Annotated in this window: 10 protein-coding genes; all 10 read left to right on the top strand. The window is 67.1% G+C overall.

The features are described 5' to 3' along the window. Positions 1-13 precede the first annotated feature (13 nt). Entirely contained in the window at positions 14-1,804 is a 1,791-nt protein-coding gene (gene lpdA, locus Q7J58_RS19065; protein WP_304831196.1) for a dihydrolipoyl dehydrogenase, read from the top strand. Between the two features lie 109 nt (positions 1,805-1,913). Then, the gene (locus tag Q7J58_RS19060; protein ID WP_304831194.1) at positions 1,914-4,208 is read left to right on the top strand and encodes an NADP-dependent malic enzyme; all 2,295 of its coding nucleotides are present in this window, start codon (positions 1,914-1,916) and stop codon (positions 4,206-4,208) included. 31 nt (positions 4,209-4,239) lie between these two features. Beyond that, entirely contained in the window at positions 4,240-5,574 is a 1,335-nt protein-coding gene (locus Q7J58_RS19055) for an NAD(P)/FAD-dependent oxidoreductase (RefSeq protein ID WP_304831192.1), read from the top strand. 13 nt (positions 5,575-5,587) lie between these two features. Continuing rightward, positions 5,588-7,222, top strand: coding sequence for a class I poly(R)-hydroxyalkanoic acid synthase (gene phaC / locus Q7J58_RS19050; protein WP_304831190.1), 1,635 nt, complete (start codon positions 5,588-5,590; stop codon positions 7,220-7,222). Positions 7,223-7,266: 44 nt separating this feature from the next. After that, positions 7,267-8,445: an acetyl-CoA C-acetyltransferase gene (locus tag Q7J58_RS19045; RefSeq protein WP_304831259.1), complete on the top strand. Its 1,179-nt coding sequence runs from the start codon at positions 7,267-7,269 to the stop codon at positions 8,443-8,445. 128 nt (positions 8,446-8,573) lie between these two features. After that, a complete protein-coding gene (phbB, locus tag Q7J58_RS19040; RefSeq protein ID WP_304831189.1) occupies positions 8,574-9,320 on the top strand; it encodes an acetoacetyl-CoA reductase in 747 nt (248 codons plus the stop codon). A gap of 194 nt (positions 9,321-9,514) precedes the next feature. Next, on the top strand, positions 9,515-10,894 hold the full coding sequence (locus Q7J58_RS19035) for a cytochrome ubiquinol oxidase subunit I (protein ID WP_304831188.1): 1,380 nt from the start codon (positions 9,515-9,517) through the stop codon (positions 10,892-10,894). Between the two features lie 5 nt (positions 10,895-10,899). Then, positions 10,900-11,895, top strand: a complete 996-nt coding sequence (locus Q7J58_RS19030) for a cytochrome d ubiquinol oxidase subunit II (protein WP_304831187.1) — start codon at positions 10,900-10,902, stop codon at positions 11,893-11,895. 40 nt (positions 11,896-11,935) lie between these two features. Next, entirely contained in the window at positions 11,936-13,762 is a 1,827-nt protein-coding gene (locus Q7J58_RS19025; RefSeq protein ID WP_304831186.1) for an ATP-binding protein, read from the top strand. Continuing rightward, positions 13,759-15,123 carry a sigma-54 dependent transcriptional regulator gene (locus Q7J58_RS19020; RefSeq protein ID WP_304831185.1) on the top strand — a complete coding sequence of 455 codons (1,365 nt, stop codon included), beginning with the start codon at positions 13,759-13,761 and terminating at the stop codon, positions 15,121-15,123. The genes Q7J58_RS19025 and Q7J58_RS19020 overlap by 4 nt, the downstream gene beginning before the upstream one ends. The last annotated feature ends 646 nt before the right edge of the window (positions 15,124-15,769 follow it).

Raw genomic sequence — 15,769 nt, 5'->3', positions numbered from 1 at the left:
AGGCACCACCACCATGGCACAACTCGTGGAAGTCAAGGTTCCCGACATCGGCGACTTCAAGGATGTCGCGATCATCGAGCTGATGGTCCAGCCCGGCGAGGTGATCGCCGTCGACACCGGCCTGATCATGGTCGAGTCGGACAAGGCGTCGATGGAAATCCCGTCGACGCACGCCGGCACCGTCAAGGAGATCAAGGTCAAGGTCGGTGACAAGGTCAGCGAAGGCTCGGTGTTGCTGACGGTGGAGGCAACGGCCGCTTCTTCCCCTCCCCCTCTGGGGGAGGGTAGGGTGGGGGCAGGGTCGCCAAGCGCTACTCATTCACCGGCCGCCGGGCCCCCACCCCAACCCTCCCCCCAAGGGGGAGGGAGTCAAGCCCAATACACGGGCAAGGCCGATGTGGAATGCGAAGTGCTGGTCTTGGGCGCCGGGCCCGGCGGCTATTCGGCAGCGTTCCGCAGCGCCGACCTGGGCATGAAGACCGTGCTCGTCGAGCGCTACGCCACACTGGGAGGCGTGTGCCTGAACGTCGGCTGCATCCCGTCGAAGGCGCTGCTGCACACCGCGGCGGTGATGGACGAGGTCAAGGCACTGGGTCACCACGGCATCAAGTACGCGGCGCCCGAGGTGGACCTTGACGCGCTGCGAGGCTTCAAGGACGGCGTGATCAAGAAGCTCACCGGTGGCCTGGCCGGCATGGCCAAGGCGCGCAAGGTCGAGGTCGTCACCGGCGTGGGCAGCTTCCTCGATCCACACCACGTGGAAGTGGTCGCTGCCGACGGCAGCAAGAAGGTCGTGAAGTTCGCCAAGGCCATCATCGCCGCCGGCAGCCAGGCGGTGAAGCTGCCCTTCATGCCCGACGACGAACGCATCGTCGACTCCACCGGCGCGTTGCTGCTCAAGCGCATCCCCAAGCGCATGCTGGTCGTTGGCGGCGGCATCATCGGCCTGGAGATGGCCACCGTCTACTCGACGCTGGGCACACGGGTCGACGTGGTCGAGATGCTCGACGGCCTGATGCAGGGCGCCGACCGCGATCTGGTCAAGGTGTGGGAGAAGATGAACACGCACCGCTTCGGCCACGTCATGCTGAAGACGCGGACGGTGGACGCGAAGGCCACGCCGGCCGGCATCGAGGTCAGCTTCGAGGGCGAGAAGGCACCCCAGGAAGCCCAGCTCTATGACCTGGTGCTGGTGGCCGTCGGCCGCAGCCCGAACGGCAACAAGATCGCTGCTGAGCAGGCCGGTGTGGCGGTCACGGAGCGCGGGTTCATCCACGTCGACAAGCAGATGCGGACCAACGTGCCGCACATCTTCGCCATCGGCGACATCGTGGGCCAGCCCATGCTGGCGCACAAGGCGGTGCACGAGGCGCACGTGGCGGCCGAAGCAGCGAACGGCCAGACCTCGTTCTTCGATGCGCGGCAGATCCCGTCGGTGGCCTACACCGACCCCGAGGTCGCCTGGGCCGGCAAGACCGAAGAGCAGTGCAAGGCCGAGGGCATCAAATTCGGCAAGGCGGTGTTCCCCTGGGCCGCGTCGGGCCGCGCCATCGCCAACGGCCGCGACGAGGGCTTCACCAAGCTGCTCTTCGACGAGGCCACGCACCGCGTGATCGGCGGCGGCATCGTCGGCACCCATGCCGGCGACCTGATCAGCGAGGTCTGCCTGGCGATCGAGATGGGCTGCGAGCCCGCCGACATCGGCAAGACGATCCACCCGCACCCAACGCTGGGCGAATCGATCGGCATGGCCGCCGAGGTCTTCGAAGGCCATTGCACCGATCTGCCGCCGCAGAAGAAGTAGGCGCGCCATCGTGACCCCGAACCTGGCTTTCGAGACCATCGGCAGCGGGCCGCCGCTGCTGACGCCGCACCCCCACTGAAAGCCCAACCCCCTCCCTGGAGCTCCCACCATGAACGAAGACCTGCGCGAAGCCGCACTCGACTACCACCGCTACCCGACGCCGGGCAAGATCTCGGTCACGCCCACCAAGGCCATGGCCACGGCGCGCGATCTGTCGCTGGCCTATTCGCCCGGCGTCGCCGATGCCTGCATGGCCATCGTTGACGACCCGCGCGAGGCCGGCAATCTCACCGCGCGCAGCAACCTGGTCGCGGTGATCACCAACGGCACCGCGGTGCTGGGCCTGGGCAACATCGGCCCCCTGGCCTCCAAGCCCGTGATGGAGGGCAAGGGTTGCCTGTTCAAGAAGTTCGCAGGCATCGATGTGTTCGACATCGAACTGGCCGAGAACGACCCTGACGCGCTGATCGAGACCATCGCCCGCATGGAGCCCACCTTCGGCGGCATCAACCTCGAGGACATCAAGGCGCCCGAGTGCTTCTACATCGAGACCAAGCTGCGCGAGCGCATGAAGATCCCGGTCTTTCACGACGACCAGCATGGCACCGCCATCGTCGCCGCGGCGGCCATCCTCAACGCGCTCAAGCATGTGGGCAAGGGCATCGCCGAGGTGAAGCTCGTGGCCTCGGGTGCCGGCGCCGCGGCACTGGCCTGCCTGGACCTGGCGGTGAGCCTGGGCCTGAAACCGCAGAACATCTTCGTCACCGATGCCAAGGGTGTGGTGTACCTGGGCCGCACCGAAGGCATGGACCCGAACAAGGCGCGCTATGCGCGTGACACCCCTGCGCGCACGCTGGCCGACATCATCCCGGGGGCCGACATCTTCCTCGGCCTGTCGGCCGGTGGCGTGCTCAAGCCGGAGATGGTCGAGAGCATGGCACGCGATCCGATCATCCTGGCGATGGCCAACCCGACGCCGGAAATCATGCCGGAGGCGGCACTGGCGGTGCGGCCCGACGCGGTCATCGGCACCGGCCGTTCGGATTACCCGAACCAGGTCAACAACGTGCTGTGCTTTCCCTTCATCTTCCGCGGCGCGCTCGACACCGGCGCCACCACCATCAACGAGGCGATGAAGCTGGCCGCGGTGCGCGCCATCGCCGAGTTGGCGCATGCCGAGATTCCCGAGGTGGTGGCGCAGGCCTATGGCGCGGCGGGCCTGCGTTTCGGCCGCGACTACCTGATCCCCAAGCCCTTCGACCCGCGCCTGATCGAGGTGGTGGCGCCGGCGGTTGCACAGGCCGCGATGGACAGCGGTGTGGCCACCCGCCCCATCGACGACATGCCGGCCTACCGCCAGCGCATGGCGCAGTTCGTCTACCAGTCGGGCAGCAGCATGCAGCCGCTGTTCGCGGCGGCCAAGCGGGCCCCGAAGCGGGTGGTCTATGCCGAAGGCGAGGACGAACGTGTGCTGCGCGCGGCCCAGGTGGTGGTGGACGAAGGCCTGGCGCGGCCGCTGCTGATGGGCCGCGCGGAGGTGATCAGCCAGCGCATCGCTGAATTCGGCCTGCGCCTGACGCCTGGCCACGACTGCGACATCGTCAATGCGCTGGACCCCACCGTGTATGGCGACGCCGCCGACGGCTACTACCAGCTGATGCGTCGCCATGGCGTGTCGCGCGCGGTGGCCCGCGCAGAGATGCGCAGCCGCGGCACCCTGCTGGCGGCCATGTGGGTGCGCCAGGGCCGCGCCGACGCCATGTTGTGCGGCACGGTCGGCGGCTACGCCGAGCACCTGCGCCATGTGCGTGACGTGATCGGCCTGCGCAGCGGTACGAACACGCTGGCCGCCATGCAGATGCTGATGCTGCCCGGGCGCCAGCTTTTCATTTGCGATACGCATGTCAACCGCGACCCCGATGCCGAGCAGGTGGCCGAGATCGCGCTGCTGGCCGCGGAAGCGGTGCGCCGCTTCGGTGTCACGCCCAGCGTCGCGCTGTTGTCGCACTCCAACTTCGGTGGTTCCGACGCTGCCTCGGCCGTGAAGATGCGCACGGCGCTCGGCCTGATCCGCGAGCGTGATCCGCACCTGGCGGTGGAAGGCGAGATGCGCGGCGACGCGGCCCTGTCCAAGCCGATCCTGGACCGCGAGTTCCCCGACTCGGGCTTGAGCATCGAGGCCAATGTGCTGGTCATGCCCAACGTGGACGCGGCCAACATCTCCTACAACCTGCTGCGCATCGCCGCCGGCAACGGCATCACCGTGGGGGGCATTCTGCTCGGTGCGGCGCGTCCGGTGCACATCCTCACGCCCTCGTCCACGGTGCGTCGCATCGTCAACATGACGGCGCTGGCGGTGGTGGACGTGGCGTCGCAGCGCGTCGCCGGCCGGGCGGACGCTTGAGTCCCCGCACCATGCCTCCGAGGTCCCCACCATGAAACCACCTGCCGAACGACATCGCATCCTCATCGTCGGCGGCGGTGCAGGTGGCCTGGAACTGGCCACCCGTTTGGGCGACACGCTGGGCAAGCGCGGCCACGCCGATGTCACGCTGATCGACAAGAACCGCACCCATGTGTGGAAGCCCAAGCTGCACGAGATCGCCTCGGGCAGCATGGACCTGAGCGCGCACGAGGTCGGCTACCTGGAACAGGCGCACTGGCACCACTTCCGCTTCAGGATCGGCGAGATGACGGCGCTGGACCGGGAGCGCCGTGAAGTGCGCGTGGCACCCTACCTGGACGCCGAGGGCCGCGAGGTCACGCCCGACCGCGTGTTTGGCTACGACACGCTGGTGCTGGCGCTGGGCAGTCTGAGCAACGACTTCGGCACGCCCGGCGTCGGCGAGCACGCGCTGAAGCTGGAGTCCAAGGCCGACGCGCAGCGCTTTCATGCGCGCATGGTCAACGCCTGCATCCGCGCCCACGCCCAGAGCACGCCCCTGCGGCCCGAGCAGCTGCATGTGGCCATCATCGGCGCCGGCGCCACCGGCGTGGAGCTGGCGGCCGAGTTGCACCGCACCACGCGCGAGGTGGTCGCCTTCGGGCTGGATCGTGTGGATGCCGACAAGGACATCCAGGTCAACCTGATCGAGGCCGCCGACCGGGTGCTGCCCGCCTTGCCGGAGCGGCTGTCCACGGCCACCGAGGCGCTGCTGGCCAAGCTCGGCGTGCAGGTGCACACCGCCGCCAAGGTGGCCGAGGTGTTGCCCGAGGGCGTGCGCCTGGCCGATGGCCGCCTCCTGCCCGCCGAGCTGGTGGTGTGGGCGGCGGGCGTGAAGGCGCCGGATTTCCTGAAGGACATCGCCGGCCTGGAAACCAACCGCATCAACCAGCTCGTCGTGCGGCCCAGCTTGCAGACCACGCGTGACGAGAACATCTTCGTCATCGGCGATTGCGCTGCCTGTGCCTGGCCGCAGGCCAATGGAGGCAAGGGTGGCTGGGTACCGCCGCGCGCACAGGCGGCACACCAGCAGGCCTCGCACGTGGCCGCGCAGATCAAGCGCCGTCTGGCGGGCAAGCCCCTGCAGGCCTACCGCTACCGAGACTTCGGCTCGCTGGTGTCGCTGGGCGAGTACAGCACCGTGGGCAACATGATGGGCGGGCTGATCGGGGGCAGCCTGATGATCGAAGGCGCCTTCGCCCGCCTGATGTACGTGTCGCTCTACAAGATGCACGAGCTGGCGCTGCACGGTCCGGCCAAGGTCACGCTCGACACGATGGCGCGGCTGATCACGCGGCGCACCGAACCCCACGTCAAGCTGCACTGAGCGGCTCTCCACCATGGACCCCCTACTGCCCAACCCCGACCCCACCCGCTGGCTGGACGAGCTGATGCGCACGTCGACCGCCCCTTGGCCGCTGGCCGACGCCACCGTTCAGGCGTGGCAACAAGGCCTGGCGCAGGTCAACGCGTTCTGGGCTGCGGCCCTGGCGCCCACTGACGCTGCCGCGGCCGATCGCCGCTTTGGCGCCGAGGCCTGGCAACAGGACCCGCGATTCGCGTCGCTGAGCCAGACCTACCTGCGGTTCGCCGCGCTGATGCAGCAGTCCGTGGACAAGGCGCCGCTGGACGCACGCAGCAAGGGGCAGTGCGCTTTCATGCTGCGCCAGCTGGTCGACGCGATGAGCCCGGCCAACTGCCTGGCGACCAACCCCGAGGCGATGCAGGCCGTGCTGGACAGCGGCGGCGCCAGCCTGCTGGAAGGCGCCCGCCTGTTCCTGGCCGACGTGGCCAAAGGGCGGATCTCGATGTCCGACGACCAGGCCTTCGAAGTGGGTCGCAACCTGGCCACCACGCCGGGCAGCGTGGTGTTCGAGAACGAACTGATGCAGCTGATCCAGTACGCGCCCACCACCACCAAGGTGCACCAGCGCCCCTTGCTGATCGTTCCGCCGTGCATCAACAAGTACTACATCCTCGACCTGCAGCCCGACAACTCCCTGGTGGCCTACGCCGTGGCCCAGGGGCACAGCGTCTTCCTGGTGTCCTGGCGCAATGTCACGGCGGCGCAGGGTCACCTGGGCTGGGACGACTACGTCGAACAGGGCGTGTTGCAGGCCGTGTCGGTCACGCAGCGCATCGGCCGCAGCCAGCAGATCAATACCCTGGGCTTCTGCATCGGCGGCACCTTGCTGGCCAGCGCACTGGCGGTGGCGGCAGCGCGTGGCGAGTCCCCGGCGGCCAGCCTCACCCTGCTGACCACGCTGCTCGATTTCTCGGACACCGGCGAACTGGGCCTGATGGTGGACCCACAGATGGTCGCCGCGCGCGAGGCCAGCATCGGCCAGGGCGGCCTGTTGCGAGGGCGCGAACTGGCCCAGGTCTTCGCCGCCTTGCGCGCCAACGACCTGATCTGGCCCTATGTGGTCAACAGCTACCTGAAGGGCCAGGCACCCCCGGCCTTCGACCTGCTGCACTGGAACGGCGACGACACCAACCTGCCGGGGCCGATGTATTGCTGGTACCTGCGCCAGACCTATCTGGAAAACCGGTTGCGCGAGCCGGGCGGTACGCAGCAGTGCGGCGTACCGGTGGACCTGTCGCGCATCGATGCACCCGCCTTTGTCTACGCCTCGCGCGAGGACCACATCGTGCCCTGGCACAGCGCCTACGCCAGCACCGGGCTACTCCGTGGCGACAGCCGCTTCGTGCTGGGCGCCAGCGGCCACATCGCAGGCGTGATCAACCCACCGGCCAAGCGCAAGCGCCATCACTGGACCGGGCCGCTCGCGGCGGATGCCTCGGCCTGGCTGGACGCTGCGCAACGCGTCGAGGGCAGCTGGTGGCCGGCGTGGAGCGACTGGCTGCAGGGTCATGCCGGCACGCTGGTCGCAGCGCCGCGCAAGCCGGGCCATGCCGCGTTTCCCGTTATCGAGCCCGCCCCCGGGCGCTATGTCCAGACCCCGGCGGCGTGAGCATGAGCCGCCAACACCACCTTTCAACCCCCAAGGAGAGTCCCATGACCGACATCGTGATAGTGGCCGCGCAACGCACGGCGGTAGGCAAGTTCGGCGGCACGCTGGCCCGCACCTCGGCGCCCGACCTGGGTGCGCATGTGGTCAGGGGCCTGCTGGCCAAGGCCGGTGTGGCTGGCGACGCGGTGTCCGAGGTCATCATGGGCCAGGTGCTGACCGCCGGTTCGGGACAGAACCCGGCCAGGCAGACCGTCATCAAGGCCGGCCTGCCGCAGTCGGTGCCGGGCATGACCATCAACAAGGTCTGCGGCTCGGGCCTCAAGGCCGTGATGCTGGCCGCGCAGGCCGTGAGGTGCGGCGATGCCGAGATCGTCGTGGCCGGCGGCCAGGAGAACATGAGTGCCTCGCCGCACGTGCTGCTCAATTCGCGCGACGGCCAGCGCATGGGCGACTGGAAGATGGTCGACGCCATGATCACCGACGGCCTGTGGGATGTGTACAACCAGTACCACATGGGCACGACGGCGGAGAACGTGGCGAAGCAATACGGCATCAACCGCGACATGCAGGACGCGCTGGCGCTGGCGTCGCAGCAGAAGGCCGCGGCGGCGCAGGAGGCAGGTCGTTTCGCCGACGAAATCCTGCCGCTGTCCATCGCGCAGAAGAAAGGCGACGCTATCGTCTTCGCCGCCGACGAGTTCATCAACAAGAAGACCAGCGCCGAGGCGCTGGCCGGTCTGCGCCCGGCCTTCGACAAGACCGGCTCGGTGACGGCCGGCAACGCCTCCGGGCTGAACGACGGCGCCGCCGCGGTGCTGGTGATGTCGGCACAGCGCGCTGCCGCGCTCGGCCTGCAGCCGCTGGCCGTGATCCGCGCCTACGCCAGCGCCGGGCTCGACCCCTCGATCATGGGCATGGGCCCGGTACCGGCGTCGCGTCTTTGCCTGCAGAAAGCCGGCTGGAACGCCCAGGACCTGGACCTGATGGAAATCAACGAGGCCTTCGCGGCGCAGGCCTGCGCGGTGAACCAGGAGATGGGCTGGGACACCAGCAAGATCAACGTCAACGGCGGCGCCATCGCCATCGGCCACCCGATCGGCGCCTCGGGCTGCCGCGTGCTGGTGACCTTGCTGCACGAGATGCGCCGCCGCGGCGCCCACAAGGGCCTGGCCTCGCTGTGCATCGGCGGCGGCATGGGCGTGGCGCTGGCCGTGGAAATGTGACCCCCCGAAGCGCCTTCGGCGCCTCCCCCTCAAGGGGGCAACACCAGCGGCCCGGCAAAGCCGGTTCCGCGGTGTTCGCTCGAAGGGATTGAGAAATATCTGACATGGATTCAACAAGGAGCAATCAAATGAGTCAACAACGCGTGGTACTGGTCACCGGTGGCATGGGTGGCCTGGGCGAGACCATCTCGACCAAGATGGTCGATGCCGGCTACAAGGTGGCGGTGACGTATTCGCCCGGCAACAAGTCGCATGGCGATTGGCTGGCGCAGATGAAGTCCAGGGGTTACGAGATCCTGGCCGTGCCTTGCGACGTGGCCGACTTCGATTCCTGTGCCAAGGCGGTGGCCGAGGTGCAGTCCAGGCTGGGCGCCGTCGACGTGCTGGTCAACAACGCGGGCATCACGCGCGACATGACCTTCAAGAAGATGGACAAGATCAACTGGGACGCGGTGCTGCGCACCAACCTCGACAGCCTGTTCAACATGAGCAAGCAGGTGGCCGACGGCATGGCCGAGCGCGGCTGGGGCCGCATCATCAACGTCTCGTCCGTCAACGGCAGCAAGGGCGCTTTCGGCCAGACCAACTACTCGGCCGCCAAGGCCGGCGTGCACGGCTTCACCAAGGCGCTGGCGCTGGAGGTGGCGAAGAAGAACGTCACCGTCAACACCATCTCGCCGGGCTATATCGGCACGAAGATGGTCACCGCGATCCCGAAGGAGGTGCTGGACAGCAAGATCCTGCCGCACATCCCCGTGGGCCGGCTGGGCAAGCCGGAGGAGGTGGCGGGCCTGATCATTTACCTGGCGTCGGAAGAAGCCGCGTTCGTGACCGGCGCCAACATTGCCATCAACGGCGGTCAGCACATGCAATGAGGGGGCGAAAATGAAGCATGGTGCGTCGCAGGCCATGCTTGACACCCACACCACACGGATCAGCGGCGTGCTCATTGGCCTGTCGCAGACCCTGCAGGCAGACAGGTCGATGGCCCCGGCCCCGGCCGCACGCCCGCGCAAGCGGTGATCCCGCGGGTGAACCATTCCTTGCACACGGACGAGAAACCAAGCCGATGGACGCACTGATCCTGGCCCGCATGCAGTTTGCGGCCAACATCACCTTCCACATCCTGTTCCCCACGATCACGATCGCGTTGGGCTGGGTGTTGCTGTTCTTCCGCTGGCGCTGGCTGAGGACGCAGCGCAGCGGCGACAGGGCCCATGCGCAGGGCTGGCTCGACGCCTACCGCTTCTGGACCAAGGTGTTCGCGCTGAGCTTCGCGCTGGGCGTGGTCAGCGGCGTCACCATGAGCTTCCAGTTCGGCACCAACTGGCCCGGCTTCATGGAGCAGGTCGGCAACATCGCCGGCCCGCTGCTGGCCTATGAGGTGCTGACGGCCTTTTTCCTGGAAGCCGGCTTCCTGGGGGTCATGCTCTTCGGCCACGGCAGGGTCAGCGAGCGGGTGCACCTGATGGCCACCTTCTTCGTTGCCTTGGGCACCACCTTGTCGGCGTTCTGGATCCTGGCGTTGAACTCCTGGATGCAGACGCCTGCCGGCCACGAGGTCCGGGGCGGCGTCTACCACGTCAGCAGCTGGTTGGAGGTGATCTTCAACCCCTCCTTCCCCTACCGGCTCACGCACATGCTGCTGGCCTCGGCGTTGACCTGCGCCTTCCTGCTGGCAGGGCTGTCGGCCTGGCAGGTGCTCAAAGGCGTGGCCCAACGCTCAGCGCCGCGGGTGATGCGCGTCGGCCTGACGATGGCGGCGCTGCTGGTGCCGCTGCAGATCTTCGTCGGCGACCTGCACGGGCTGAACACGCTGAAGCACCAGCCGGCCAAGATCGCCGCGATGGAAGGCGTGTGGGAGACCGAGCGCGGCGCACCGCTGCTGCTGTTTGCGCTGCCCGACGCCGAGCGGCGCATGAACCACTTCGAGCTCAAGGTGCCCAAGCTGGCGAGCCTGATCCTGACGCACCAGCTCGACGGTGAGGTCCAGGGCATGAACGACTTCATCAACGCGCACCCGCCACCGCTGCCGGTGTTCTTCGCCTTTCGCATCATGATCGGCATGGGCCTGCTGATGCTGGCCACCAGCTGGCTGGGCTGGTGGCTGCTGCGGCGCAAGCGCTGGCAGCCGGCGCAGTTGCCGCGCAAGCTGCTGTGGCTGTTCGCCGGCATGACTTTTTCCGGCTGGGTGGCCACGGTCGCCGGCTGGTACGTCACCGAGATCGGCCGCCAGCCCTTCATCGTGCAGGGCCTGGTGCGCACCGCCGACGTGGTGGCGCAGGTGCCGGCGCCGATGGTCGGGCTGACGCTGGCGCTTTACGTGACGCTGTACCTGGCGCTGATCGTCGCCTACATCGCGGTGCTGAAGTACATGGCCGAGAAGCCGGAAACGCCACGGCCGGTGGACGCCGGCTCGCCCTCACTGTTGCAAGGGGCGAGGCCATGACGCCCATGGATTTCGACCAGGCGCTGCCGGTGATCTTCATGGCGCTGATGGGCCTGTCCATGCTGGTCTACGTGGTCAGCGACGGCTACGACCTGGGCGTGGGCATGCTGATGCACCGCGCCAGCGACACCGACAAGGACGTGATGCTCGCCTCCATCGGCCCGTTCTGGGACGCCAACGAGACCTGGCTCGTGTTGGGCGTCGGCATCCTGCTGGTGGCCTTCCCGAAGGCACACGGCTTGGTGCTGGGCGAACTCTACCTGCCGGTGGCGCTGATGCTGGTCGGCCTCACGCTGCGCGGCGTGGCCTTCGACTTCCGCGTCAAGGCCCGCGACACGCACAAGCTCACCTGGGACCGGCTCTTCTTTGCCGGCTCCTTGCTGGCCTCGGTGGCGCAGGGCTGGATGCTCGGGCGTTATGTCAGCGGCTTCGGCGTCGGCTGGAACTACCCGCTGTTCGCCGCCGCGATCGCGGTCGCGTTGCCCATGGCCTACGTGCTGATGGGCGCGGCCTGGTTGATCATGAAGACCGAGGGCGAGCTGCAGGAACGCGCGGTGGCCTGGGCGCGTATCGCCTGGGCGCCGATGGTGGGCGGGCTGGTGCTGATTTCCATGGCCACGCCCTGGGTCAGCCCGACGGTGCGCGAGCGCTGGTTCGCGCTGCCCGAGCTGATCGCGCTGATGGCCATTCCGCTGATGACGGCCGGGTGTCTGCTGGCCGTGCGAGCCCTGCTGCGCACACGCCAGGTGCGCGGCCCGCTGTGCTGGCTGCCTTTCGTGTTGCTGGTGCTGGTCTTCGTGCTCGGTTTCCTGGGCCTGGCCTACAGCCTGTACCCCTACGTGGTGCTCGACCAACTGACGATCTGGGACGCCGCAAGCAGCCCCGAAGCGCTGAAGGTCATCCTCGTCGGTGTGTGCATTTCGGTGCCCGCCATCGCCGGCTACACCGTGTTTTCGTACCGCGTGTTTCGAGGCAAGACGGGTGAACTCAAGTACGCGTGATCATCTGCTCGCCGCTGCGGACTTGTACGATACTCGGCGCATGACGAAGACCTCGCCAGACGGCCTCGCCGCGAAGGCCGCGCCCAGCGCTCGCCGCAGGCACTTCCGGATGCGCTGGTGCGCGGCTTTGGCACTGGTGGGGGCTGCGGCCTACATGGGCCACGAGGCGGCCTTTCAGACGGTTCTGTCGCGCCTGCGTGACGCCGCTCAGCACCGACTCGACTTGGTGGTCGCCGGCCTGGACGCGCACCTGGCGCGCTTCGAGTATCTGCCTGCACTGCTGGAGATGACGCCCGTGGTGCCGGCCCTGCTCGACGCGCCCGCCGATCCCGACTTGCGGGACGGCGTCAACCGCTACCTGAAGGAGGTCGCCGCCAGCGTCGGCGCCGAGATGCTTTACGTGTTGGAAGCGGGCGGCACCTCCGTCGCCGCATCCGACTGGGACCAGCCGGGGACATCGTACGGCCAGGACTATTCCTTTCGGCCCTATATGCGCGACGCCGTCACGCAGGGTCGCGGACGTTTCTACGGGGTGGGCATCACCAGCGGGAAGCCTGGCTATTACTTGTCGTACGCACTGCGGCGTGACGAGCGCTTGCGCGGTGTGATGACGGTCAAGGTCAACATCGGTGAGGCCGAACGGGCTTGGCGAAGCCTGCCTGGCAACGTGTTGCTGATCGACGAACGCGGTGTCGTCATTCTGTCCACGCTCGACGACCTGAAGTACCGGCCGCTGGCGCCATTGGATGCCAGGCAACACGCAGAGGTACGGCTTGCCCGCCCCTACGGACAGGCGACGCTGCAGCCAGCGGACTGGAGGGAGCTGAACACACTGGCCGACGGCGTGAAGCTGGTGGCGCTGGGCGGGCGGGATCACCTGGCCTCGACGCGTGCGCTGCAGCACAGCCCGTGGCAACTGGTGGTACTGGACGAACTGGAACCGGTGCGCGTGGCGGCCCGTTATGCCGCCATCACCGCCAGCCTGGCCATGTCGGTGCTGTTGCTGGTCGCGGTGACGCTGTGGCAGCGACGGCGCGCCGTGCGCCACAAGCTGGCCAGCCAGGCGGCGCTGCAGGCGGCGCATGACAGCCTCGAATCGATGGTGATCGCGCGCACGGCGCAACTTCGTGCGGCCCAGGGCGAACTGGTGCATGCGGAGAAGTTGGCGGCGATGGGACAGATGTCCGCCGGCATCGTGCACGAATTGAACCAGCCCCTCACGGCATTGCGCACCTTGTCGGACAGTGCCGCCATCCTGCTCGAGAAGGGGCGGTCTGACGATGTGCGCGGCAACCTGCGGCGCATCACCGGCATGGTGGACCGCCTGGCGCGGCTGACCAAGCAGCTGAAGACCTTTGCGCACAAGAGCGACACGGCCTTGGCCCATGTAACCGTGGCCCGCAGCATCGCCGATGCGCAAGCCCTGCTCGAAAGCGAACTGCAGGAGCGCGGCATCAGGCTCGTGGTCGACGTGCAGCCGACCGGGCTGAGCCTGGTCACCGACGAGGCTGCGCTGAGCGGTGTGCTCGTCAACCTGATGCGCAACGCCGTCGACGCCATGAGGGAGGCTGCGCAACGCGAGTTGCGGGTGCAGGCCCGAGCACAAGGCGGCCGATTGATCCTGAGCGTGGCCGACACGGGCCACGGCATCCGTCCTGACATCCTCGGGCGCCTCTTCGAACCCTTCGTCACGAGCAAGCCGGCCGGCGCGGGGCTCGGGTTGGGACTGGTCATTTCCGAGCAACTGGTGCGCGGCGCCGGGGGGGCACTGCGTGCCGCCAATCGCGACGAGGGTGGTGCCATCTTCACCATCGACCTGCCGCTTGGCGCCGAACAACCGATTTCCGATAGGGTCAACCCACAGTGAGTGCATCAACTCCCATCCGCGTGCTGCTGGTCGAAGACGACGAGGACGTGCGCATCAGCACCGTCCAGGCGCTGAGCCTGGCCGGCTTCGAGGTGGATGACTTCGCCAGTGTCGAGCGAGCCCGGGCGCACATCAGTTTCGGCGCTCCGCTCATCGTCGTGTGCGACGTCAAGTTGCCTGGGCTTTGCGGCACCGACTGGCTGCCGCAGATCCGCACCATCGATGCGGAGTTGCCCGTGGTTTTGGTGACGGGCCATGGCCACATCGCCATGGCGGTGCAGGCCATGCGCGAAGGCGCGTACGATTTCATCGAGAAGCCCTTCACGACCGAACGGCTGCTGGCGGTTGTGCGGCATGCGGTTGAGCGACGGCAACTGTCCTTGCAGGTGCGCGCGCTGCGGGATGCTCTCGAGAACTGGCACGGCATCCAGGCCGTGCTGATCGGTCGCTCGGCGCAAATGCAGCAGGTGCGCCGCACCGTGATGAACCTGGCGGAAACATCAGCCGACGTGCTGATCTATGGCGAAACCGGCACCGGCAAGGAACTCGTGGCGCGTTGCCTGCACGATCACAGTGAGCGCCGGCGGCACCACTTTGTGGCGCTGAACTGCGGCGGGCTCCCCGAAGCCCTGGCCGAGAGCGAATTGTTCGGTCACGAGGCTGGCGCATTCACCAGCGCCAACCGCCCACGCGTAGGCAAGTTCGAATATGCGCACGGTGGCACCCTCTTCCTCGACGAGATCGAGAGCATGCCCATGGCCGTACAGATCAAGCTGCTGCGCGCGCTACAGGAGCGCTCCATCGAGCGCGTCGGGTCGAACAAGTCGATCCCATTTGACTGCCGGCTGGTCGCGGCCAGCAAGGACGACCTCAAGACGCTTAGCGACCAGAAGCAGTTCAGGGCCGACCTGTACTACCGCATCGGTGTGGCTTTCGTCGAGTTGCCACCCTTGCGCGAACGCCTGGAAGACATCCCGTTGTTGTTCGAACACTTCACCTTGCTCGCGGCAAGCCGCTTCGGGCGTGCAGCGCCGACTTTGAGCAGTCTCCAATTGGCCGAGCTGATGGCCTACGCCTGGCCCGGCAACGTGCGAGAACTGCGCAATGTGGCGGATCGCTTTACGCTGGGACTGCTGGGTGATCGTCTGACCCAGACGCGTGGGGCCGGTCAGGTGATGTCGGACCTGCCACAGGGCCTCCCACAGCAGGTTCAGAGCTTCGAACGCGCCGTGATCGTGGAGGAGCTGCGGCGACACCGGGGCGATCAGAGCGCAACGGCCGCGGCACTGGGCGTTGCACGCCAAACGCTCCATGACAAGCTGCGAAAGTTGAACATCACAACAGACGAACTCGGAAGTTGATGTCCGGACAAGCGCTCGCAAGCACCTGGGTCACCAGCCCGCGCTCCCCGTAGGCGAGACGACAACCAGCGCCTCCTCGCCGGTGGGGAAATGTTGCTGATGCGCAGGTCGAGCGTGCCATTTTTAGGCTGATCAGCAAGTGAGAGGCTGAGCGTTGGCCAGGCATTTTTTGTTTCGATGGCATGCGAATTCGCTTGCGGAATCTTTGTGGAATGCGGCTGTTGCAAACAGAAGACCGGCATGGCGGGTGGCATCAATGACGATGGTGAACGGATGAGTGAGCAGTGCTTATTCCGTTTCCAGATCCATCGTGAACGCGAATGCGAAGCGCAGACAGTACAAACGTACGGCAAGCGAAGCCGACAAAGTGCACGGTTGATATGGAAATGGAATTAGCTCACTGCGCGACCACAAGACCACGGCAAGCTTCCATGGGTCGACAATTGGCAACCGTTGCGGGTTCGTTGCGCTCACCGGTCACCAGCGCGCTCGCGTCAAGCCCTACGGCAAGCACCTGCTGATCCAGATGCACAGTGGCGCCAGTGACGACAACGACGAACACGTCGACACCATCGCACGCCTCACCGAACTCGCGCGCAACTCCTACTCAGCCGCATTCCGCAGCCACACCGGGCGCTGGGAGCCA

The organism is Hydrogenophaga sp. (assembly GCF_030656115.1).
GTDB lineage: Bacteria > Pseudomonadota > Gammaproteobacteria > Burkholderiales > Burkholderiaceae_C > Hydrogenophaga.
This window is presented reverse-complemented; position numbering and strand designations above follow the sequence as displayed.